The organism is Streptomyces sp. NPDC048196, from assembly GCF_040652715.1.
Taxonomy (GTDB): domain Bacteria; phylum Actinomycetota; class Actinomycetes; order Streptomycetales; family Streptomycetaceae; genus Streptomyces; species Streptomyces siderophoricus.
In genome coordinates, this window is record NZ_JBEZMM010000005.1 from 172237 (window position 1) to 195377 (window position 23141).

General features: G+C 66.8%; 19 protein-coding genes and 2 pseudogenes. 9 read left to right on the forward strand and 12 right to left on the reverse strand.

Translation table 11 applies throughout. From position 1 onward, the window contains the following. Window positions 1–160: 160 nt before the first annotated feature. From AB0E02_RS08890 to AB0E02_RS08915, 6 genes are read right to left on the reverse strand one after another with little or no spacing between them, the layout of a single operon-like run. Window positions 161–1192, reverse strand: a complete 1032-nt coding sequence (locus tag AB0E02_RS08890) for a hypothetical protein (RefSeq protein WP_362137300.1) — start codon at window positions 1190–1192, stop codon at window positions 161–163. Further along, complete coding sequence (locus AB0E02_RS08895; protein WP_362137301.1) at window positions 1192–2208, reverse strand: glycosyltransferase; 1017 nt, start codon at window positions 2206–2208, stop codon at window positions 1192–1194. Before AB0E02_RS08895 ends, AB0E02_RS08890 begins: the two co-directional genes overlap by 1 nt. After that, window positions 2209–3504: a serine--tRNA ligase gene (gene serS / locus AB0E02_RS08900; RefSeq protein WP_362137302.1), complete on the reverse strand. Its 1296-nt coding sequence runs from the start codon at window positions 3502–3504 to the stop codon at window positions 2209–2211. Next, complete coding sequence (locus AB0E02_RS08905) at window positions 3497–4207, reverse strand: phosphoglycerate mutase family protein (protein ID WP_362137303.1); 711 nt, start codon at window positions 4205–4207, stop codon at window positions 3497–3499. The genes serS and AB0E02_RS08905 overlap by 8 nt, the downstream gene beginning before the upstream one ends. Window positions 4208–4214: 7 nt before the next feature. After that, on the reverse strand, window positions 4215–5132 hold the full coding sequence (locus AB0E02_RS08910; protein ID WP_362137304.1) for an aminoglycoside phosphotransferase family protein: 918 nt from the start codon (window positions 5130–5132) through the stop codon (window positions 4215–4217). After that, window positions 5132–6382 (reverse strand): methionine adenosyltransferase, encoded by a 1251-nt coding sequence (locus tag AB0E02_RS08915; RefSeq protein ID WP_362137305.1) that lies wholly within the window; start codon window positions 6380–6382, stop codon window positions 5132–5134. Before AB0E02_RS08915 ends, AB0E02_RS08910 begins: the two co-directional genes overlap by 1 nt. Window positions 6383–6574: 192 nt before the next feature. Between AB0E02_RS08915 and AB0E02_RS08920 the strand changes: the two genes are divergently transcribed. The 4 genes from AB0E02_RS08920 (at window position 6575) to AB0E02_RS08935 (ending at window position 11963) form a co-directional block, all read left to right on the forward strand. Next, on the forward strand, window positions 6575–7897 hold the full coding sequence (locus AB0E02_RS08920; RefSeq protein ID WP_362137306.1) for a transcriptional regulator: 1323 nt from the start codon (window positions 6575–6577) through the stop codon (window positions 7895–7897). A gap of 67 nt (window positions 7898–7964) precedes the next feature. Further along, a complete protein-coding gene (locus AB0E02_RS08925) occupies window positions 7965–9137 on the forward strand; it encodes a serine hydrolase domain-containing protein (RefSeq protein ID WP_362137307.1) in 1173 nt (390 codons plus the stop codon). 157 nt (window positions 9138–9294) lie between these two features. Then, window positions 9295–10008: a hypothetical protein gene (locus tag AB0E02_RS08930; RefSeq protein WP_362137308.1), complete on the forward strand. Its 714-nt coding sequence runs from the start codon at window positions 9295–9297 to the stop codon at window positions 10006–10008. 257 nt (window positions 10009–10265) lie between these two features. Beyond that, the gene (locus tag AB0E02_RS08935; RefSeq protein WP_362137309.1) at window positions 10266–11963 is read left to right on the forward strand and encodes a PE-PGRS family protein; all 1698 of its coding nucleotides are present in this window, start codon (window positions 10266–10268) and stop codon (window positions 11961–11963) included. On the opposite strand, the gene AB0E02_RS08940 is transcribed toward AB0E02_RS08935, so the two are convergent. The 5 genes and pseudogenes from AB0E02_RS08940 to AB0E02_RS08960 all read right to left on the reverse strand — a co-directional run bounded on the left by AB0E02_RS08940 (window position 11893) and on the right by AB0E02_RS08960 (window position 16128). Continuing rightward, entirely contained in the window at window positions 11893–12735 is an 843-nt protein-coding gene (locus AB0E02_RS08940; RefSeq protein WP_362137310.1) for a PE-PGRS family protein, read from the reverse strand. The genes AB0E02_RS08935 and AB0E02_RS08940 overlap by 71 nt on opposite strands. A gap of 189 nt (window positions 12736–12924) precedes the next feature. Next, window positions 12925–13529, reverse strand: a pseudogene (locus AB0E02_RS08945) (hypothetical protein); the annotation flags it as partial. Between the two features lie 122 nt (window positions 13530–13651). After that, window positions 13652–14455 (reverse strand): endonuclease domain-containing protein, encoded by an 804-nt coding sequence (locus tag AB0E02_RS08950; RefSeq protein ID WP_362137311.1) that lies wholly within the window; start codon window positions 14453–14455, stop codon window positions 13652–13654. Beyond that, the gene (locus tag AB0E02_RS08955) at window positions 14452–15318 is read right to left on the reverse strand and encodes a recombinase family protein (RefSeq protein ID WP_362137312.1); all 867 of its coding nucleotides are present in this window, start codon (window positions 15316–15318) and stop codon (window positions 14452–14454) included. Before AB0E02_RS08955 ends, AB0E02_RS08950 begins: the two co-directional genes overlap by 4 nt. An 81-nt stretch (window positions 15319–15399) precedes the next feature. Then, complete coding sequence (locus AB0E02_RS08960) at window positions 15400–16128, reverse strand: DUF3223 domain-containing protein (RefSeq protein WP_362137313.1); 729 nt, start codon at window positions 16126–16128, stop codon at window positions 15400–15402. 255 nt (window positions 16129–16383) lie between these two features. Between AB0E02_RS08960 and AB0E02_RS08965 the strand changes: the two genes are divergently transcribed. Next, window positions 16384–16581: a hypothetical protein gene (locus tag AB0E02_RS08965; RefSeq protein WP_362137314.1), complete on the forward strand. Its 198-nt coding sequence runs from the start codon at window positions 16384–16386 to the stop codon at window positions 16579–16581. 74 nt (window positions 16582–16655) lie between these two features. Further along, window positions 16656–16841 (forward strand): hypothetical protein, encoded by a 186-nt coding sequence (locus tag AB0E02_RS08970; protein ID WP_362137315.1) that lies wholly within the window; start codon window positions 16656–16658, stop codon window positions 16839–16841. A gap of 20 nt (window positions 16842–16861) precedes the next feature. Here AB0E02_RS08970 and AB0E02_RS08975 read toward each other — a convergent pair. Beyond that, window positions 16862–17134: pseudogene (locus AB0E02_RS08975) on the reverse strand (hypothetical protein); the annotation flags it as partial. A 612-nt stretch (window positions 17135–17746) separates the two neighbouring features. Between AB0E02_RS08975 and AB0E02_RS08980 the strand changes: the two are divergent. From AB0E02_RS08980 to AB0E02_RS08990, 3 genes are all read left to right on the forward strand, one after another. Continuing rightward, complete coding sequence (locus tag AB0E02_RS08980) at window positions 17747–18847, forward strand: hypothetical protein (protein WP_362137317.1); 1101 nt, start codon at window positions 17747–17749, stop codon at window positions 18845–18847. A 790-nt stretch (window positions 18848–19637) separates the two neighbouring features. Beyond that, window positions 19638–20759, forward strand: a complete 1122-nt coding sequence (locus tag AB0E02_RS08985; RefSeq protein ID WP_362137318.1) for a toll/interleukin-1 receptor domain-containing protein — start codon at window positions 19638–19640, stop codon at window positions 20757–20759. Window positions 20760–21645: 886 nt separating this feature from the next. Then, complete coding sequence (locus AB0E02_RS08990; protein WP_362137319.1) at window positions 21646–23106, forward strand: FG-GAP-like repeat-containing protein; 1461 nt, start codon at window positions 21646–21648, stop codon at window positions 23104–23106. Window positions 23107–23141: the final 35 nt, after the last annotated feature.

The following is a 23141-nucleotide window of genomic DNA, read 5'->3' on the forward strand; positions in this document are numbered from 1 at the left end:
TGTGTCCAGCGGAGGCGCTTCCCTTTGTGCTCGGCAGCTTGCCGTGGCTACAAGGGCGGCTGAAGCCGGGCGCCTGAGCAGGGCGGCGACACGGGTCGCGGTGAACGCCTTGATTTCCTCCCGTGCCGACGGGGTTTCGGGCGCGGTGACCCACCGCGAATCACGCAGCGCGGTGTGGACCTGCCGCTCGGAGGCCACGATGAACGGATCGGCTGGCAACCTCCTCCTCCATGGCACTGCAGATCGCGGGCCACGGCACCGGAAGGTTTGTGCTGGCCGCCCAATGCTGGTGGAATGATCGAACAATGGCGCTGGCCCCAAGCCGTATAAGGCTTGGCGGGATATTCGCGATCACTCGCCGGGCAACGCCGCCAGCGCCTCTCGCCGAGGGCATGATGCCACTGCCCAGGAGCAGAGTCGCCGTCCGGATCGCGTCTAGGACAGAGACCGGCGCAGCGTCAACGAACGGGCCGAAAACCAGCTTCTTCCAGTCCCGACGCGTCCGCGCCCAAGCGAGGCGTTCGAGCCCTGTGCCTAGATCCAAAGCCATGCGGTCGGGATTCTCCGTGTTCCACAGAAACACGAGGTCGCCGACGGTGAGGTCCAGGTGGTTGAACATGAGGGTCACTCCGGCGACCTGCCTGCGCTGCCACACCTCGACACGCCCGTGGGCCTCTATGTGCCGTGCGTGGAAGCCGAGTTGGGAGAGGACGAAGAGCCAGTCGTCCAGCGCCTCGGCGTAGTCGTCTAGGCCGGCGATGGGCTGAACCTGGGAGACGTTGACGAAGGCGGTCAGGAAGCCGTCGAGCAGGTCTCCGTGTTCATCACGGTCTCCGGTGAAGCGGACCACGGGCTGCGGAAGGAAGCCCTTGCGATAGGTGTTGACACGGCCGTCCTTGAGCACGGGATCGAGCGCCTGCACCGCGGAGATCGTCAGTTCTGTCTCGCGGCCCCAGCGCAGGGGCAGGCAGTCGTCCCGTGTGACACCTCGGGCCGCAAAGGCCGTGGTCAGGGTGGACAGCAGCTGATCCCATGAAGGAGACGAGCGCGGCGGGATGTACGGAGTGCCGCGGTCACGGTGACGAATCTCGAAGGTGCGGTTGGCAGGGGCGGTAAGGGAGAACTCCCATTGAGGGCCGAGAACGTGGCGTAAGGCTGAAACTACCTGGTGAGCACGCGAGTGGCTCTCCATCAGAGCGCCGCCAGAGCCTTGAAGTGGCTCGCGGGGTCGAAGCGCGCCAATCCTGTTGCTTGTACGTCGAAGTGGTCGAGTGCGGAGGCACACTCGATGGCCTCGGCGAGCGCTTGGGCTGCGCTCTCGTCGTCGTCTGCGGGGTCTGCGACGACCGTGGCGCCTGTGCGGTCGCAGATCGCCGCTTGGGCGCAGGTGCCGTCACGCCAGGTCAAGGCGGCGATGGGGGTTCCGGCACGCAAGGACTCGCCGAAGACGGCAGCGCCGGCCTCCACGTAATGCCGCGCGTAGGTGTAAACGAAGACTGAGCCCTCGGCAATGGCGGCAGTTTTGGCCGCCCCTCCCAGTTCACCGACCCATTCCACGTGGTCCGCAGCGAAAGTCCTCTCGAAGCGGCGGACGTAGTCCTCATCGAAGACGGGGCCGACGATGCGTATCCGGCGGCCGAGAATCTGTGCCGCCCGTACGGCGAGGTGGGGCGCTTTGTCCTCGTCTATACGACCGAGCCACACGAGGTCGCGGCCCTTCACGGCTGGAGGCTCCTCTTCGTCGAGCCCCAGGTGGACGGCGAGCTCGGCGGTCGGGTTGTGGGTGGCGTACCGCTCGACCATCTCGGGCGAGTAGCAGTAGAGCCGTGAGCGATCGCCGTCGAAGGCAGTGGGGGTGTGCTGGAACGTCGGCGAGTGCTGGAAGGTGGCGACGTCGCAGTCCAGCTCGCGCCAGGTTCTGACCCATGACGGCCGGGATGGGTATTCGTGGCCGACGACGAGGAGGTCGTAGTCGGCGGACTTCAGGTCGCGCTCGGCGAGGGAGCCTGCGGTGATGTCCTCAAGGCGGACCGGCTTGCGGACCCATTGGTCTTCGAGGTCCGCAAGCCAGCCCGGCCCGAGGAGATGCACGTCGGCGCCTGCGGTGCGGGCTCCTACGGCGACTGCCCAGAGCCATCGTTCGATCCCGCCGTATCCGGCCGGGGGGAATGCGTAACTACCGGGGAAGTCGCAGACGCCGACCAGCACTTATTCCTCCGAGGGGGTTCCGTCCGCCTTGATCCGGCGGAAGCCGAGGTACTTCACGAGGGATTCGGGCAGCAGGACCGAGCCATCGGCCTGCTGGTGTTGCTCAAGGACGGCCGCGAGGGTGCGGCCGATCGGCAGTCCGGAGCCGTTGACCGTGGCTACCGGGGTGGGCTTGCCGTTCGCGTCGCGGGTGCGGATGCCCGCGCGGCGGCCCTGGAAGGTGCAGAAGTCGGAGACCGAGGAGATCTCGCGGTAGGTGGCCTGGCTGGGCAGCCAGACTTCGAGGTCGTACGTGAGCTGGGCGGAGAAGCCGGTGTCGCCGGCGGCGAGCGTGACCACTCGGTAGGCGAGGTCCAGTTCCTTCAGGCACGCCTCGGCGTGGCCGACCATCTTCTCCATCTCGGCGCGGGCCTGGTCCGGTGCGGCGATACGCACCATCTCGACCTTGGCGAACTGGTGCTGGCGGATCAGGCCGCGAGTGTCGCGGCCGTACGAGCCGGCCTCCGAGCGGAAGCACGGGGTGTGCGCGGTCAGCGCGACCGGAAGCTCAGTCGGCGGGATGATCTCGTCCGCGTACAGGTTCGTGAGTGGGACCTCGGCCGTGGGGATCAGGAACAGGTCCCGGTCCGCGAGGCCCGTCTTGAACAGATCCTCCTCGAACTTCGGCAGCTGGCCCGTCCCGGTCATCGTCTTGCGGCTGACCAGGAACGGCACCGAGTGCTCGACGTAGCCGTGGCGGCGGGTGTGCAGGTCCAGGAACAGCGTCGCCAGCGCGCGCTCCAGGGCCGCGCCGACACCACGCAGGACGCTGAAGCGTGGCCCGGACAGCTTGGTCGCCCGGCCGAAGTCCAGGATGCCCATGGCCTCGCCGAGGTCGACGTGGTCCTGGGGCTCGAAGGAGAAGGCCGGCGGGGTGCCGACGCGGCGCTGTTCGACCGCGAACTCCTCCGAGTCGCCGTCGGGCGCCTCGTCGGCGGGCAGGTTGGGGATGGTGAGCAGCAGCTCGGTCAGCTCCTGCTGGATGCGCTCCTGCTCGGCCTCGGTCTCCCGGATCTGCTCCTTGAGCTTGCGCGCGGTCTCCTTGAGGGCGGAGATGTCGCCACCCGCCTTCGCCGTCTGCTGGACCTCCTGCGCGATGCGCTTGGACTCGGAGCGCAGCTCGTCACCGGACTGAATGCTCTTGTTCCGACGGGACTGGAGGCTCTCCAGAGAGGAGAGGTCCAGCGTGTAGCCGCGGCGGGCCAGGCGACGGACGGCGTCCTCGCCCATGTCGATCAGAACGCGAGCATCATGCATCGGGAAGATCCCTCTGTGCGTGCGGATGGTTTACCCGATCGAAGGTAGCAACATCCGGTTCTGGCTCCGCTCCGGTTTTCTCCGCATCACGCTGCGGTTCCGAAATGCTGTCAGGCTCTGCGGCAATCTCGGATAGAAGACTCTTCACGCAGCGCAACAGATCCTCGTCCTCGAACGAGATCGGCTGTGCGTAGGGCGCCTCAGGGAAGAACAACGGCATGGAGTCGCCGGTGGACCGCTCCCGGTACCAGTGGAGGACCGAGACGAGTAGCCCATGGCAGACGATCACGCGTGGGCTGGGGTGCTCCACGGCTGCCTGAAGCCCCTTGAGCATGCGCTTGATGCCCTCCCGCTGGGATTCGCGTGCTCCCGGTGGCCGACGCCGTCCTCCGTGCTGCTCCAGCCAGGAGGCGTACTTCAAAAACGGGCCTCCTTCGAAGTCGCCGTAGTCCAGCTCGTTGAGCTGCGGGTCGACGACCGGGCCCGGCTCCGGGACGCCCATCAGCCTCGAAGCCGTCTGACGCGCCCGCGGAAACTCGCTGGAGAGCCACGTGGACACCTGCCGCAAGGGCAGCGTGTGCCAGACCAGGCCGCAGGACAGGACGCCGTCCTTGCTGAGCGGGACCGGTCGTGTCGGATCACCATTCACGAGGTACTGACGGCTGTAGTGGGTCTCAGCGTGGCGCAGGATGTGCGTCGTCATTCCTGCCTCACCCCTCCAAGCCTGATGCCATCAGCGCGGCCAGGACGTCTGCGGCCAGTTCCTGAGCCTGATCGCCGATCTCCGTGTAATAGAGGAGCCCGTCCAGGGCGACAGCCCGACACCATGCGGAGATCTCCGGAACCGGGATCCGGGATATCCGTGAGGCGATAGCCATACGCTGGAAAGTCGCCTGACCGAGGCCGTAATAGACGCTCCAGAACGCCCAGTCGTATACCGCGTCACCGACCATCGGATGGGGATCAATGAGCCTGGCGTTCCGCCGGGCATCGAAGATCACGTTCTCCCGGTAGAGATCGGCATGGAGGACCGTCGTACGGGCGGGCGACTCCCTGAGCGCGTGAAGCTCGGGCATTGACTCCCGTACGAGCCACTCACGCCGTCCGAGATCCAGGGCCGCCGCCCGTCGGGCCACGCGTGGCAGCACCGTGTGCTGGAGATGATCTCCCAGCCGGGGGAGCACCGGACGGCCCTGCTTCGCGCCAACCGCATGCAGCCCCTGGATCACCGCGGCCACCATCTGGACTTCCCGCTCGGGTCTGGCCGTGCCGCCCGGCCGGCCGCCCACCAGTTCCATCGAGGCCACCGACAGGTCGTCCGCGGTCTCGATGACGTCCGCCGTCGGGCCACTGCCCCACAGCCGTAGCGCAGCGACCTCGTCGCGATAGCGGGCGGATTCGTACCAGGCTTTGAGCAGGACGGGGACATCATGAATGTCTCTGGCCACGGCGACGACCGAGGAGTGCCCCGCGTCGTAGTAGCCCCGCAGCCTCAGCTTCCACCGCTCGGCGGCCTTCTCCAGGAGCTGCGGGGCGGTGTCGAGCCACTTGCCGGCAGCGGGTCCGTAGTGAGCCAGAAGGCGGTCCCGTGCTCCCGGGAGCACGCTGCCGAGCGATCCTGCCGGCATCAGCTCAGCACCAGCCCGTATGAGACGAGCTCGTCGGTCAGGGCAGGGAACTCGTCCATGGCCTCGTTGACGAGGGCCTGCACTTTGTCGACCTCCACATCGGGAGACGAGAGTCGCACCAGAATGCGCCATGGCTGATCGAGCCGCTGGCCGGTTGTGCTGACGAGGTGGACCTCGGCATGCTCGCCCGTGGCTTCGTGCAGACAGTGCGCCAGCCGTTGCGCCGCGATGTTGTACAGCTTGCCGACGTGGTAGACGGGGTTCTTGCCGTTGGCACCCTCCAGGTTCATGGGTCGCAGGGGGGTGATCAGACCGTTGACCCGGTTCCCCCGACCGACGACCCCCTCGTCCCCGGACTCGATCGAACTGCCGGTGTAGGTGAGATACAGCTCGTCCTTCTCGGGGACGTCACGGGCATTGAGCCGGAAGCCGACCGTGGCGCCGGAAAGCCTGAGTGCGGCCATGCGGCGGCACTCGTCGAGCACGGTCTCGGTGTTACGGATGTACTCCGCCCGGCTAGGGACATGGCGGGACTTCTGGGGCACGCACAGTACGACGTCGGCCTGCTCTCCGTCCCAATAGCCCATGAGCTTGACGTCGGAGCCACACCAGGAGTGAGCGCGGGTGAAGTCGCTGTCGCCGGAGAAGTGGTTCACGAGCTCCCGCACGAACGACTCGAAGGCGTTCTCCGGCGCCCATCCCGTCCCCAGCGACGTGTCGTTCGACAGCCGTACCCGCCGCTCGCGCAGGTCATCGATCGAGCGCGGGTTGAACCACCGCGTGCGGTCGGGGACTGCGTCACCGGTGAGCACGGCTCCGGGGCTGGAGTTGCTGGTGATGTTGAAGACGATGTCGAGATGATCGGAGACCTCTGGGAGCCGCTCGGCGAAAAACGCCCGGATCTCGGCCTCAACGATCTCGGTGGTCGGGATGCGCTCGCCGCCGCACATGGACGCCGCCCTGCCGTTGACCAGAACCCGGACGGGCGCAGTCATACCCCCACCGCCGTACCGGACCTCGCTGGCCCCGCCGAGCAGGGCGAGCTTGTCGAAGTTGTGGTGGAGGACGGCGCCGAAGTGGCGAACGGTGTAGCGGCTGTAGGCCCGGGACAGCCTCTCGGCCAGGTGGTCGGCGAGGGTGTCGGGGTGACCGAGACCCTTGCGCTCCACGATCGTGGTCGCGTCGGGCCGGACTGCACCGGTTTCGATCACCAGATGGCTGTTGCCGAAGGTCGTGCTCGTGCGGGGCATGAACGTGCTCCCATCTCAAGGTCAACGGCTGAGCGGCTGATGATGAGTGAAGCCGTCTGGCGATCGGGCGGGAACGTTTCTAGGGGGTTTCTCTCGGCGTCGAGGGCTCTCATGCGCACGTCAGCGTGGGTAACCTGCCCATCACTGCACGCGGTTGACGGGAGGCATGTCGTGACTGGTGAGTCGTTAGCAATGCACCCACTGACCTTCGTCCGCCAGTCGAGCGGATGGGGGAAGGCTGAGCTCGCCCGACTCATGCAGGCGCGGGGGAAGGAGCTGGGCATCTCTCTGGCGACCAACCGCACCACCGTGTGGAAGTGGGAGCAGGGCCAGGAACCGGACGCCGACGCTCAGCTCGTCCTCGCCGACCTGCTGTGCGTTCCGTACGAACGGGCCCAGGAGGAAGGATGGCCGCGGTGGCTGCCCGTGTGGGAGGTCACCGGGCTTACTGCCCCCTGGACAGAGGCCGGTACCGTCGAGGCGCTGGCTGACCTGGTGGGGAGTGGCCGCATGGACCGTCGGGGGTTCCTCACCATCACCGGCGCCGCCCTGACGGGGCTTGCAGCGAGCTGGGCCGAGGCGCCCTCCGCCTTCGCCTCCGCCCTCAACGGAGACCGGGTCACCGACACGATGGTCTCGACGATCGAGCAGCGCATCAGCACGCTCCGCACGCTCGACGACCAACTCGGAGGCGCCCGACTCCTGGAACAGGCACGAGGCGATCTCGCCCTGATCACCAGCCTCCTGAGCACCGGCCGATACACCGACAAGATCCGTCTCCGTCTGTACTCGTTGGCGGCCCGAGTGTCACATCTGACGGGCTGGATGGCCTACGACGCAGGGCTGCGCTCCGCGGGACAGCGGTACTACATCGGGGCCATGCGCAGCGCCCGAACCGCCGGCGACGACGCCTTCGGGGCCTTCGTCCTGGCAGAGATGGGTGTCCACGTCTCCGAGGCCGGACGGACCGCCGAGCGAGTCGATCTCATTTCGACCGCCATCGACAACGCGCCTAAAACGCTGTCGCCTTACGCTCAATCCTTCCTCTACCTGCACAAAGCTGAGGCGCTTTCCCGCGACGGCGATCACCAGAGGGCAGGTACGGCGCTCAACCGTGCCGCTTTCCTCTGGGAGCGCCACACGGTGGAGGAGAATCCGGACTGGCTCGACTGGTTCGGCGAGGCACAACTGAAGTCGACCGAGGGCAAAGTGCTTTTGCGTTCTGGCCAGTTGGACCGCGCGACAGCCTCCCTGGAGGCTTCCGTAAAGAAGGCCGCCCCTCGCGACAAGGCTGTACGGTCCGCCCGTCTGGCCGAGGCCCGCCTCGCCGGCCACGACCTGGAGGGGGCCCTCGACGCCGCCAACTACGGTGCCGAGCTCCTCGAAGACAAGGTCAGCTCCGTGCGTGCCACGGACCGCCTGAAGGAGTTCTCCGAGCAGCTCCAACCCCACAAGTCCGCCCCGGCCGTCCGCGAATTCCGCGAGCGCCTCCAGGCGCTGCCCGATGCCGCCTGATTGGTACGGGTTGCTCGCTCCCAAGGAGCCACTTGGAGCAGGCGGCTGCAATGTCAGGATGGACTGCATGACGACGATCAACGGTGAGGTCGCAGCCGGGTTCGAGCCAGTACGCGAAGCCTTCGCGGCGAACTTCGATCAATACGGGGACATCGGTGCGGCAGTGTGCGTGTACAAGGATGGCCGGCCGGTAGTGGACCTGTGGGGTGGGATGGCCGACCCCGTCACCGGTCGTCCGTGGGAGCGGGACACCCTGCAACTGGTCTACTCGGCAACCAAGGGCGCCACGGCCACCGCAGCGCATTTGCTAGTCCAGCGAGGCGCGCTCGACCTGGATGCCCCCGTGGCCAAGTATTGGCCGGAATTCGCTGTGAACGGCAAGGCGGAGATACCGGTGCGGTGGCTGTTGTCCCACCAGGCCGGCTTGGTCGCACTGGACCAACCGGTGCCGCTGGCCGATGCGCTGGCCTGGCAGCCAATGGCAGACGCACTAGCCGCTCAGCGTCCTCTGTGGACCCCAGGCACGGCACACGGGTACCACGGCCGGACCTGGGGCTGGTTGGTCGGCGAGGTCATGCGCCGCGTATCCGGCCGTACGCCGGGCCGTTTCTTCGCCGAGGAGGTCGCCACCCCCCTGGGCCTCGACTTCTTCATCGGGTTGCCGGCGAGTGAACGCGACCGTGTCAGTCGGATGGTGTACCAGCAGCCCGAGATCGACCTCACCACCCTGCCCACGGAGTCGATCCCCGAGGAGCTCCGCGAACAGGTCGCGGCTTGGCGCGACCCGAACTCATTCAGCAACAGGGCGTACCAGGTCACCGACCCGGCCGCGATCGACTTCAACTCCCCTGAGGTGCAGGCCGCGGAACTCCCGGCCTCCAACGGCATCAGCACCGCCCGCGGACTGGCTCGGATGTACGCCACGGTGATCGGCGAGGTAGACGGCGTGCGCTTGCTCAGCCCGGAGACACTGGCGTCGGCAACCGAGGAGCAGGCCAGCGGCATGGACCAGGTGCTGGTGGCGCCGAGCCGGTTCAGCTCCGGTTACATGCTGCCCACCGAGACCAACCCCATGATCGGCCCGCACTCCTTCGGCCACACAGGCCGAGGAGGCTCACTCGGCTTCGCCGACCCAGAACACGGCATCGCGTTCGGCTACGCAATGAACCACATCATCGGGGGCCCTGACGATATCCGTGCGTCGTTGCTGGTGGACGCAGTACGGCGGTCGCTGGCGTGACGGACAAGGGCAGCACTCTTCTGCTCCAGGGCATAGCGATGGCGGCCGATTGCCTTCGCTGGCACGGATCGACCTCGCAGCAATTTCCTGAGCACTGCCAACTCCTTTCTGTAGCCTCCTCGGCAGTGGGCGTGACCTGAGAGTGGGCGGGGAGATCATGACGGACGAGGAGATTCGGCGAGCCCTGGATTGGGCGCGCAAGGCCCTCGACAAGGTGGGGGTGTTTGAGCGCCCAGATGGCCTCCGCTGGGCAGCCGCCCACGGGGTTGTGCTTTCTGTGTGGCGCAATGGCCCTATTGAAGACGCCCATGCCGCTCCACCAACCAAACGGCGCAAGCGCCTGCACGACGGCGTGATGTTTGCCCGCAACACGTGGCTGACACAACAGGTGTTTGACGTCCTGGGGAGCAGCAAGAGCTACCGCCTGCTACGCCTCGAACGTGTGATCTTGGATCGTGACACGGTCTGGCCGGGGACCGACGGGACGCTGACGGACTTCGGCTGGGGCTTCCTCGGCGAGATCAAGAAGCACGTCAAGCAGCGCATCAACACACTGCTGCATTTTGAAGGTCAGCTCTCTCCGGACGACTTCCTGGTATTCGCGGGTGCCCCACAGATCGGAACCCGTGTCGACCACTTCGGCATGCCGAAGTGGCCTCCATGCGTGAACGCGGCAGTGCACCGTCTCCGCGGCGAGGACGAGGAGTTCTTCCACGAGTGGGGTGATCTGATGCAGCGCGTCGGGCCGGCGCCGGATACGGTCACCTCCGACCTTGAGGCGACGGAGAAGGTGCTGCTGAACGCGCCTTGGGAACTCGGCGCCGAGGTCCTCAACTGGTTCGCCTGGAACCCGATCCTGCACTTGGATTAGTGGCGCTCCCTCCCCCTCCACCCGGGACGGCATCGTATGGAGCACGCCCGACAGCCAGCATCCTCGTCCAAAACCGCTTCGATGTGCTCTACCGACTGAGCTGACCTGGGAGGCAGCGGGGCACGCCCCTGCAACGTTTAGCGAGCACGGGTACCCGGGGGCCTGCCCGTCCGGTCGTGGCGACACTCGGGCAGCAGTATGCGGGAACATCACCATTCTGGTTGTAGGAGCTCGACGGGACCGGTACGACGGTCACCATGTACCGATGGTCGCCGCTCAACGATCGACAGCTGGTCTTGCTCACCCGCATCAGAGAGGGAACGGATCCTGTTACCTCTGAGAGCCCGGAGCTCGCCGTCACCGCCCGTGCCCTCAAGAGCCGGGGCCTCATCACCATGCCCAAGCATGCTGGGAGGTGGCAGGCGGAGATCACCGATGACGGTCACTTCTACCTGGAACATGGCCATCACCCGGACCGGCCCGAGCCGGCCCCGCGCAAGCAACGACCGGTAGCCGCCGAGCCCAAGCCGAAGGCTGCGGCACCCCGCCCCCAGCGAGTGGTGCCCCCACCTGCGCCGAAGCCGACACCAACGCGTGCCGCGAAGCCTCCCCGGCAGTCGCCAGCGGAGGTCGGCGCGGCCTTAATCGCGGAGGTGCAGAAGGCCGGTCGGTTCCTTCGAATCCCCGACCCGAGCACTGAGGAACGGGCCCGCTATCGACGGGCGTTCGACGCAGCGCGGCAGTGTGCGCCGGAGGGCTACCACCTGAAGTACAGCGGGCGGGCGAAGGGGGACTTCTTCCTCGGCCTCCTCCGGGTGACAGGCGAGGACGACACCGAATGGAACCGGATCCGCCTGGCACGCAGCCGAGTGATCACCGACGTCGAGGATGTCATCGCGGCGGTCACCGCGGACCACAGCGCCTTCGAGATCTCGGACGAGGTACTCCCACGGGTGGTCTCCCTTCTTCGGCTCCTCGCCGAGCAGGCCCTCGCCCGGCATGGCGAGATCGCGGTGTCCAAGAAGCGCAGGCAGCCGAGGCCACTGCTCACGGTCCATGGCAGAACGTACGAGATCAGTTTCAGTGAGCGACAGAAGCAGGTCAGGTACGTGCCCAAGCAGCCGGGAAGACGAACGTATGACTGGCAGCGGGTCACCCCGGCGCACCGGTTCGAACCGTCCGGCGAACTGGAACTGGTCGTGAGCCAGGGCTCGGCCTACAGCAGCGGCTACCACTACGGCTGGAAGAAGGAGTGGGGCGACACAGCCAAGAAACCGTTGGAGAACCAGATCAGCTCGATCTTCCGGGCGCTGAAGGCCCGAGCGGAGGAAGAGGAGCGGGCTCGGCTGGCGCGGGAGGCGGAGCAGCAGCGTCTGCGTGAGGAGCGGGAGCGCCTGGCAGAGGAACGTCGCCTGCGAGAGGCCAAGGAGCAGGAGGAGCGCCGTCGGCGGGAGACTGAGGCGGAAGAGCGCACGCGGCGGGAGTGGGAAGCGGCGGTCAGCGTCGCGACGATCAAGGCAGTGGACGCCGTGCGGGTCGATCGGTTCGGCACCGCCCTGGCGCAGTGGCGGGCCGCCGGGGAGATGCGGGCCTTCTGCGCTGCGCTCGATGAGGCCGCCTCCGTCTCGGATGACGCTCACGAAGCCGGGCGGCTAAGAGAGTGGTCAGCGTGGGGGAACGCTGAAGCCGACCGGCTCGACCCGACCGTGGCCGGCAGGGGCCTGACCGGCCACAGCCTCCACGCGAAGCCCACGTGCGACCAGCTACGGCCCTTCCTCGATGGATGGCACCCCCAACGGCCGGAGAAAGAGAAACCTCCGAAGAAGGAGGAACCCAAGGCGGAAGCTGAGCCACCCAAGCCGGAGCCGGAGCGGTGGCGCAGCTTCACCGACGAACGTCTGGATCAAGGCTGGAGATATGGGTCCCGAGGTCGCGCTCAATGGTGGAGGCGATGACACCGTGCCCGCGGTCGCGCAGGGCCTTCACCGACTTCTCCACGAGCTTCCCGAGCCGGACGACCTCTTCGCGCAGGGCGACCAGCTCGTCGTAGCGATCCGCCTTGTCCTGGCCGCACCACTCCCGAACCGTCCGCAGGACGGCCGCTTCCTCGTCCAGCTTACGGTCGTCCCTGCGGCTGCAGGAGTACCAGGAGGATTGGGTGCGCTCCTGATCGACAGCCTGCTGTCTGCGGTCCAGCTCGGGGAGGATGTCGTCGGCAAGACGGCCGGCCACGTGACGCGCGATCCGCTCAGTGACCGGCCACCCAGCCAGACCCTGCCCCTCGCGATTCTCGTGGACCACCGGATCACCCCGAAGCTCCGCGGGTTCCATCCCGACAAGCCTGGCGCCTTCGTCGAGACAGCTCATCTCCAAGATCCCAGCGTCAGCAGCGCCGCGCCGCAGACGCAGCTTGCTCTTCGGGCGGACGAATCCAAGTACGAACCGCGCCGCCTCGAAGTCGGCGCTGCCTCGGGCACCCCGCGACGCTTCGGCCAGCGCGAGCTCGCGCGCGTCGTCCGCGCGGAATGCCTCGACGTCTTCCCAGCGCGCCACGAGAGAACTCGGGTTGACCCACTCCTGCAGTCCCGCGTCATCACCTTCGAGGAACCGCACATGGAGCCATCCAGACCTGCCGCTCCCACCCACCCGAACGATCTCAACCCGGCGAACCGCGGTGCCCAGTCCCTTCGGCCTGGCGCGGTAGGCCCAGTGCTCACCAATCTCCATGTGCCTATTCAGCCAGGTCTGTTCCTCCCATCGCCTAGCCATTGCCAAAAGATCAGGGGATGGAGATCAGCGCCCTCTGATGTTCCCCAGCCAGGATCGCCGCTCCGTCCCAGTTGGCCGAACGGTGCTCACGGTGGCAACCGTCCCAGCAGTCCAAGGGCGGACCCTTCTCCGGGACCAGCTACGAGGTCAGACCACCTGAAGCTCTGCGATGACCTGCTCCGCCATCTGGCGGGCGGGCTCCAACCGAGGGTCCTCCGGGTGTGCATCCGGTCCGAGGACTTTCGCGCACACGAACAGCGTCATCAGCTTGCCGTCCTGGCTCTCGAAGTCGCTACGCCGCTCATGCCGTACTCGGTCGGCCAGCCCCGGGACGGCGAGGGAGTCGCCCCACAGTGATGCGGCATCCAGCCCTCGGGGAGCGTTGCCCCAGTCTTCCCAGTCGAAGAGACAGAACGTCGGCCCGGTCATGTTGGCCCAGTTCAGATCCGCATGGGCCGGGCCCATCGCTCCACGACCGTGTCGAAGGATCCGGTGAAGGCGCTGCTGATGGCCTCGGTAATGCCGGCCTGGGTAATGGTGACGGTGTCCGGCGTGGCGATGCGGATGGTGCGCTGTTCAGCGAGCGCATCCAACGAGGAGTTCAGGGCCTGCCATCACTCGTCCGACAGCTGCGGATCAACGGCCAGCACGTTGGTACCAATCGGTGCTCCCGGCAGGAGTTCCGTCTCGTCCGCCCTCCACATCACCGGCTCGTTCGCGTCACGCCAGACCAAACCCGAGTACCAGACAGGATGTCGGGCGACGTGAAAGCGTCAGTGGTCGGCGACATCGAGAATGTCAGCGAGCGACTCGTGTCAGCGCGCGTCATCGGCTCGGCAGAGGAAGGTGGTTTTCCGAATCCGTCCTTGGCGAGCTATGCATCCGGAAGCACGGATTTCCGGCGGTGCTCGTATCGCCGGAGGTACTCCTCGAAGACCGGGACGGTGGTGATGCTGCGGCCGACAAGTTCGTACCAGGACAGACCCTGCGTGTTGCACAGGTGGCACAGGTAGCCGCGCACGCACCTGCCGCATGAGGGGCTGCGGGACGGGCAGCAGGCGCCGTCATGGTCGATGTGGAAGGCGTTTTCCCCTTCTTGCCACTGCCGTTTACAGATGTCGCATCGGTGGTCGCGGGACTCCCTGAACTGCCGGACTGCCTCCATCGACGAGAATTTGAACCGCTTCATGAGTACGTAGTCCGGTTGGCAGGCCACGCAGTAGGTCGACCGGCCGCTGAGTTGAGCCGACGACCGGCCGAACTCTGAGAGGGGTTTGACGTCCTTGCAGGCGGGACACCGCTTCAAGCCAGCTTCCAGCAGCGAGCTTGCCTCATCCTGGCTGATCCGCAGCGTGAACAAGGGCACCAGGACGCCACCCCGCTGGTCCTGCTGATAGTGGGCGTTGCACAACCCCTTGCCGACGGTGGGCAAGCCGCACGGAGCGGGCTCCTCAGTGCCAGGCCCGGAACAGAACTCCGGCATGGTCCGCCGCCGCTGTCGGATGGGGCGCAGCTCTTTGCCGGCCGCGCGCTGCTGGTTGTGGGCGTCGCACAACCTGTTGGACCGCATCGGCCGTTCACACGGCGGGTACAGGGAGGTTCCTGGTGGGAAGGCCACGCAGGTCTTGGTGCTCCCGTTAGACATGGGCGGCTGAGGGATGATCTGGATACCCGTCATGGCCGGAGGGTAGGGGCTGGGTCTGACACAGCAGCGGATCCGGCGGGCTGCCTGTCCGGCGGCGAGCTCCTGTAGGTCAGAGTGGCTGCGGCTTCGCCGTACGCGGCCAGCGTCCGGTAGAGGGTGGAGCGGCCGACGCCGAGGTGCCGGGCGATGGTGGTGACCGGCTCGTTGGCGTCGCGGCGCCGCAGGGCGACGGCGAGCATGTCGCCGTCGACGGCCGGCGGGCGTCCGCCGTGGTTGCCGTCGGCGGCCGCGGTGTCCAGGCCGATCAGGGTCCGCTCGTGGATAAACTCCCGCTCGACCTCCGTCTTCGCGGCGAACACCGCGAAGACGACCTTGCCCGCGCCCTGCGGGTCGTACATCCCGGCGAGCGGGCCGCCGAGGATCTCCATGCGGTGGTCGCGCTCGGCGAGGTCCTGCGCGCAGGTGATGAGCTCGACCATGTTGCGGCCCAGCCGGTCGAGCATGGTGGCGGTCAGGGTGTCGGCCGGGCGCAGGTCAGCGAGTGCTTCGTTGTACTCGGGCCGGATCTTCTCCCGGATGCCGATCTTCTCGACGAAGATCCGGACGCAGTTGGCCTTCTTGAGGAAGCGGACCTGTCCGGCGAGGTCCTGGCCCTTGCTTGAGACGCGGGCGAAGCCGATGCGGTCGCCGGCCCGCGCGAGCGCGGCGCCGACGGCGAGGTCAGGTTCGGGGCCGGGCTCCCAGGCGCGGCCGGCCCGCGTGCGGCGGGGATGCGGATCGCCGGCCCCGACTTGAGCAAGGGAATCTTCGAGTAGCGGCCAGTGTGGTAGTCCTCGGCGACGACGCCGGAGTTCGTCCGGCACACCGACCCGGGCGGCGCCCCGCACCGCGGGCACGGCTCGCGCTCGATCAGCTCGGCGCGAGCGATCTCGTCCAGATCACCGTTTATGCATTCCTTCCGATGACCGTAGGCAATCTCACCTGCGCGGACGGCGCTGGTTCTCCTGCGTGGAAAGAAGCCCGAGCACGGCGCGCTCCTGGTGGTGGCTGAACCACCGATCGGCCAGGTCACGGTCCTTGAACCGTCCGAGTCCGGGCTCGGTCGATGGAGTCATCTCGATCGACTCCCACCCGCCGACGGTCGCGGCGAACTCCTCGGCAATGTCCACGAACGAGGGCCCGCGGAAGTAGCTCACGGCGGTGTTCGTGCTCTCCAGCGGCACACCGGACTGGTCCGAGACTAGGGAGTCCGCCGCCTTCCGGGATTCGAAGTAGGCGTTGGTGGCCGACTTGACCTCGTCCCGCATGACATTCAGGACCTGCTGGCGGTAGGTCGGAGGCTTCAGACACGTCTGGTACGAGAAGTCGATGCGGCTCCCGTCCATGCGGATCACCTCGAAGCCGGGGTACGGGCCGCGCTGCGGCGGCGCGATCGCGAAGGCTTCGACTCCCAGACCGATCTTGTCTTCCGCCTCGTGATGCATGTCGAGGAGATCCAGCAGAAGCAGGTGATCCTCCTCCTCGTCCACGAGGCTGCCCACCGTGTACCGGTACAGCACCTCGCGGACCGCCTCCCGCGCTTCCCCCTTCGTCCGGTACCGGCGATGCCCAATCCAGAGCTCAGCCACAACCTGATCCTTCCGTTCGACTTCCCCGCACCCGCCCGGTGTCCTCCCGGGCGACTGCATCGACGCTACGACGACCACGTCCCGAATATGCGTCCCGGTTCCTCTGGGCGGTCGCCGGTTTCGGGGCGCCTTTCGGGACGGCCCCCGCCGGTGGCCCGGTCCATTCGGGAGACCGTCCCGGAATCGGTCGTTTCCGGGACGGTGCTGCGCCCGCCCCGGACTAGCGGTGAACCGGGTCCCGGTGCAACCGGTTCGGGCGGGGTTCACCTATTCGAGCGGAGGTGGTGCCACAGGACTCCCCGGAGCGGCGACATCCCACTGACACTTCGGCCCGTGGCCAAGATCGCGGTGGAGGTGAAGGCGGCGGCGGTCGCGCGGCTTGAGGAGCTGCGCGCCGACGGCGTGCTGACGGCCGCGCACGTACGGACGGTCGCCCCGCAGTGCCGGGGTGAACGAGCGGACGGTGTGGCGGTGGCTGTCCCCGCCGGCCGCCAGGCCCGCGAGGACAGCCGCGGGACCACTACCTGCTGAGCGAGACCGACCGCGAGGCGTTCGCCTTCTACCAGGGCAACATCGCGGCGCTGCACCGCGCACGGCTGGCCGTGTTGGTCGACGGCGGTATCAACACCGGCGACGCCGCCCAGCGCCAGGCCCTCGAAGACCTCGCCGCCGCCGACATGGTCACCCGCGGCGACCTCATCGACGTCCTCCCCGACCACGTCGCGTACAGCCTGCGGATGCTCTCCGAGCCGTCACCGCCTACTGACACACCTCATGTCGCCGACCACTGACATCTCACGTCGTCCGACACAGGACGTCTGACTCCGTCGAGAAGAGCCGCGCACTCTGTTCCGTTCCAACCCTGTTCCCCGATGTTGCCGAAGCCTCGCCGCTCGATACGCACCCAGGTATCACGGTCAGTCCGGGCCCCTACGGATCGACGCTTGCGCACCACCGTGTCCGAGTCCAGCCTCACCTGTAGAGACCGCTCGACACGATCAAGAACCTCATCAACCGGCTGAACTCGTAGGTCAACAACACGACCAGTGGGGACCGATGCCCGAGTGCCGCTGCTCCGGTCCATAGAACTGCCCCCAGGGCAGGGCTGCTCTCGCCGGTGAGCGTGTTAGCTGTGGGTCAGACGTGGCTCCCACACACCGACCGGGAGCACCGCATTACGCCCTCTGCGCCCCCGCGTCTCCACAGGGAGTCCGCTGCCCGTCCGTGGTCTCAATTCTCGTTTTATTCACCCGGCGGCGCGGGCCAGTGGCACAGTGGGCTCATGCAGCCGCCTGCCTGGGCGGGGACCGCAGATAACCCGTTATCCGCACCCGACGCCTTCGACGTCCCCCTGTTCCTCCACCGCAGTTCTCCGCTGACCCCGGCGCCACGCCCCTCCCCCGCACAGGTGGCTTCGGCCCACCAGCCCTGGCCCAAGGGCGCTGGCATCCCTGTAGACGGCGCGTATCTGGTCGGGACGACGTGGCGTGCCCTCCTCGACGCCACGACCACCGTCGGACGGGACATCGGCCCTTGGATCGCTGCCACCCCCCGTCTCGCACGCCGCGAGATCATGGCTCGCCGGTACCCCCTCTCGGCCTACCTCGTCCGCGCCGGGCGCGAGGTCGTGCCCAGCGTCGTCTACTCCCACGGAACTGAGAGTTCGACTCGTAGCGCCTTCGGCTACCACGTCGGCATGACGATGGCCGAGTGGGCCTGCCGGCGGATGGGGCTGGGTCCCACCACGCACGCCGAGAGCGCGGTACCACAGGGTGCGGCACCCGGCTGGGCCAAGACGTCCAGCCTGCCGGACCTGTTCGGCACGCACCCGGCCACGTCCGAGCTCTGGCTGGTCGAGGCGAAAGGGAGCCGTCGGCTCGGCCTGCGTCCCCGGATCAAGGGAGCGAAGCAACTGGACGTCGGCGCCCTTGTGCCCGTTACGCACCAGAAGGTGCTGTGCGGCACCAGCTTGGAACGGCGTCTGTTCATGATGATCGATGTCGAGGACGTCCCGGGGACCGGAAACTCCGGTGAGGGCGGCCCGAAGACCGGAAACTCCGGTGACGTCTCTGTGGACAACGCTGACGAAGAAGCCGTAGAGCAGGACGACGAGGCGCTCCTGGAGCTCGCTCGGTCGCGCATGCTGACATATCTGGCGCTGACATCGCTCCCCCGGGACGGGTTGCGCATCACGGCTGTTGGCAGGCGCGAGGAAGGATCGGCAGCGCGAGGAGATCTGATCCGACTACTGGAAAGCGACCGCGCGACGACCGAGCTGCGCCGCCACGTCCCTCCTGATGCCGGCGACGAGGCAGTTAGGCAACAGAACGGCCTGGACATGCTGGCGGGACGGCTGCCGGGGACGGATCTCATGCTCGGAATGTCACGGCGCCTGTACGGCGCGTGCCGTGCGCTGGCCTACGAGGAACGTCGCGTCGTCGCCCGGATCCGGGAAGAGCGGCCCAAATATCTGGCTGAGCTTCCCCGCGAAGTTCAGCCCGTGGACGGCACAGTCGCGCGGCCGCCCGAACGACAGGTGAGCGATCGCGCGTACGAGGAAAGGATCGCCGAGGGCCAGGAGTACGTGCGAGAAGTCCGCGAGGAACAGCGGGCCGACCAGCTCCGGTCCGTACGAGAAGGTTTCACGATGGGGGACAGCAGCTCCTGGATGCACCTCATCGATCTGGCTCCGCGCCTCGCACTCCCAGAGGAGGAGGGATTTCTGGAGGCGGCGACCGCAGACACCTACCTCGCGGTCGAGGAAGAGGCGCTCGACCTGGACGCCGAGGCCGAATAGCGGCTGCTGGCCAAGACAGATTCGCCGCCGTTGCAAGGCCGAGGCATTCGGCGCTACCAGGGCTGATTCGACCAGCCACGCTTGGCCTCCCGAATGAACCATGGTCTCAGTTCTGGTCTCATTCACACACGTACGGCACCGTTCAGAGGCCCCACCCTCACCCGCTCCATCGCAGGTCAGGGCCTCTCCGGCCCCCCTCGGACACCCAGACGAACATTTGGAAAGCGTGTTGGGGGCAACCCCTCACGAGTTCGAATCTCGTATCCTCCGCCTGATGGAAGGCCCCGACCGGTTCGCCGGCCGGGGCCTTCGTCGTTCTTCCGTCTCAGTCGGGGCCAGGCTCGGGGATGCCCAGAGCGCGTCCCGGATCTGCCGCGCTACCTTCCGGAGCATCGGCCCCAGGTCCGAGCGCCAGAGCGACCGCGCGCTGTTGCGGAGCTTGGCAGCCAGCCTCAGCAGAAGAGTCCCGAGAGGCTGGCGTACAGCGCGAGGTCTGGAGCTCAGCGAGTTCTACAAGAACGCTATGCGAGGCATCGGTCGCCCTGGTCTTCCGCCTCAAGTCCAGGTCCGAGGTCTACGCGACCCGGTTCCTGGACGCACTGGAGTGGCCCTCCCCCTCCCCGGTCCGGGTGCCGCATCGAGCAAGACGGATCCCTGATCAGGCTCGACCCCGAACCGGGCATGCCCCTGGCCAAACCCGCTTCGCCGACCTTAAACAGCCAGCCGTGCCGATTAGTATTAATAATTACATCTCCGAGACAGGTTCGCCTCTGAGTCATACGGTACGGACATGCATCAGGATGAGCCCGTTGGCTTCTGGAGCTACACGCGCCGAGACGACGAGATCGAACGTGGCAAAATCAAAAGGTTGGTCGATCTCATCTCGGACGAGTTCGAGATCATGACCGGTCGCGAGCTGCACATCTTCTTCGACAAGGAAGACATTTCCTGGGGCGAGGAATGGCGCTCGCGAATCGACTCAGCAATCATAGGTACGACCTTCATGATTGCTATCGTCACTCCCCGCTTCTTGAGGAGCCAGGAGTGTCGCCGAGAGGTGATCACCTTCTCTAGCCATGCATCGAGTCGCGGCCTTGATGATCTGCTGCTCCCCATTCTCTATAGCGGCCCCCCTGACCTGCTGGACGGAGATCACGAAGACGAAGTAGCCGCCTTGATCAAGAGGCGCAACTATGTCAACTGGACGCATCTCCGCCTAGAAGACGAAGGATCTCCTGAGTACCGTCGAGCCGTCCACGAACTCGCCCAGCGTCTGGCCGAAATTCTGGACCGTTCCAGCGAAATGGAGCCAACGGCGCAAGAAGCGCTGATCGTTGATGACCAAGTGGGAATCGTTGACCAGCTCGCCGACATGGAAAAAGCCCTGCCGCTGCTGGCTGAATGCTTGACTGGCTTCGGTCAGGTAACGGGAGAAATCGGCTCCCACATGCAGTGGGCTACTGGCGAGATTGGTGAATCCGACAAGGGTAATGGCGGATTCGCCGGCAGGTTGCGAGTAAGCGATCAGCTCGCTGACCGGCTGCAGGTGCCGGTGAAGAAGCTTGCCGAACTAGGGGATCAGTACGCCTCTACATTGGCAATCGTTGACCCCGGCGTGTTGACGTTCATCAGGATGGCAAAAGACCCCAACCTTCCCGATGAGGATCGCGCCGCGGTCGAGGACTTTTTCCGCATCGTCGTAGGAACAGTTGCAGCCTCGCGCGAAAACGTGCCGATTCTCACAGGTTTCGCGTCCAGCGCGGAAGACACTGCCAAATACAGCAGGAGCATGCGGCCCCTCATGAGGACGCTGGTCAACTCTGTGCAGCGAGTCGTTGACGGTCAAGCCGTTATGGACGAGTGGGAGAGGTTGATCAAAGAAGGCGGCGACCCGACAGTGTCCTTGAGTTGACCGCGCGGTGAACCCAGCTGCCGAGGCTCCAAAGCGATCGGTAGGGGGCGGCCCAAGAGCGTGGGACGCCCCCTACCGATCGATGCGACATTGCTAGCCGAAAGCCGAGGTCCCTCGTCGTCGCCTCCCTCACACCCGAGAGGATTCGTTGGCTCTGAGCGGTGACCGCGGCTGATCGCTACGCGACGTACGTCGCCCAGAGCCCCAGCCATCCATGTGGGTGGCTGGACCGGAAGGCCACGAACGGATCCATCGCGAAAGCATTTTGGGGTTCCATGGCCTGTGTCCGGTGAAGCCGGTCAACGACGAGGGCTGGCACATGGGCAGTCTGACCGACGAGGACAGTGTCGACTGCTGGAGCGCCCACAGGGATCTCCACGAAGCGGTTCGTGGTCTGCAGCCCGACGAGATCCGGTGCAGGTCAGCGGGGCAAGTCCCCGTCTCAGCTTCCGTCTCATTCAGCGCCGTTATTGCCCTTCAGGCGGGGCCTCAAGCGAACTCCGATTCGTCGGCCGCCCACCCCGTGGACGTAGGTGAACGTGCTGACGGAAGGCCCGCTGGCCCCGACAACAGACGCAGCAAGCGTGTTGGGGGCAACCCCTCACGAGTTCGAATCTCGTATCCTCCGCCTGATGGAAGGCCCTGACCGGCTCACCGGTCGGGGTCTTCGGCGTTCTTCCAGCTTCTGGGAGAGGGCTGCTCCGGTGGCGTGGAGCGAGGCGCCGGGTCTTTGGGGATCCGCGTACAACCCTTGGGCTGCCTTGTGGGTCTTGGGGGCGCTGATCATCCCGTGGGCCCATGGGCAAGTCCGGGCGAATGCGGGAGATCCGGTCCGCCCGTACGAGGGGTGCTTGCCCGGCATCCCGCATGTTGCAGGAGAGCGTCGATGCACAAGAACCTCCGTACCGCCCTGGCCGCGGCGACGGTCGCCGCGCTGACCGGCGGGCTGCTGGTGGTCACCGCCGGGCCGTCGACGGCGGCCTCGGCCAAGTTCGCGGACGACTTCAACGGCGACGGCTATCGCGATTTCGCGGTTTCCGCGCCGGGCACAGTCGTCGGGGGGCACGACCAGGCGGGAGCGGTGGTCATCACCTATGGCTCGTCCAGCGGCATGCAGAGCGGCAGGACGCAGGTCGTCTCGCAGAGCTCCGGCGGGGTGCCCGGCGCGTCCGAGGAAGGAGACCGTTTCGGCGCGGCCACCGCGGCCGGCGATTTCAACAACGACGGTTACGCGGACCTCGCCGTCGGTGCTCCCGGCGAGGACACCACCGCGGGGTCGGGCACCGGTGAGAACGTCGGAGCGGTCACCGTGCTTTGGGGCAGTCGCACCGGACTGTCCGGTGGAACCGCTCTGGAGACTCCCCCGCTGACCCATCCCGCAGGCTACGGCCAAGTTCTCGCCAGCGGTGACTTCGATGGGGACGGCCTCCACGACGACGTCGCGGTCGGCCTGTCCGGGGACAACTCGGTCTTTTTCTACCGGGGCGGAACCGCCAAGAGCGGCACCCTCGGGGGACGAACGGGCTTCCCCGCCACGTCCCTGACCGAGGTCATCTCGCTGGCCGCGGGTGACGTCGACGCCGACGGTGTCGACGACCTCGTGGTCGGCGGCCACGACAGCGACAGCCGGGAGCTCTACAAGCAGTCCCTGTATCTCGGACGTGCCTCGTCGCGGCCCGAGTACGCGGGCGACGCGGGACACGGCCAGACAGCCGCAGTCGGAGACGTGGACGGCGACGGGTACGCCGACATCGTCACCGGGCACCCGTGGGACCAGCGGTCCTCGATGGCGGGCACGACCCTTGGGGGCAACGTTTCCCTCACCTACGGCTCGGCCGGCGGCCGTGACACCTCGCGCCCCACCGTGACCATCACCCAGAACACCGAGGGGATCCCCGGCGCCTCGGAAACGAACGACAACTTCGGACACGCGGTGGCCCTCAACGACATCAACGGTGACGGCAGGGCAGACCTCGTGGTGGGCACTCCCTACGAGTCGATCGGCGCGGCGGAGTCCACGGGCTCCGTCACGGTGATCCCGGGCTCCGCCAGTGGTCTCGCCACGACCTCGGCACACGCGTACGACCAGGGATCCGCCGGGGTCCCGGGCGCGGCGGAGGGTGGTGACCATTTCGGGGAGGCCGTGGCACTGACGGACACCAACGGTGACGGGAAGGCGGACCTCGCCGTCGGCGCCTCCGGGGAGAACAACATGGACGGCGCTGTGTGGTCCCTCAAGGGACGTGCTTCCGGGCTGACCACGACCGGTGCGGTGAGCTTCGGCGCGGGAGCGGCCGGGCTGCCGACGAGCCAGTGGCCGGAGTTCGGGGTCGTGATCACGGGGTGACGGCTGACGTGATCACGGGGTGACAGCTGAGGGTG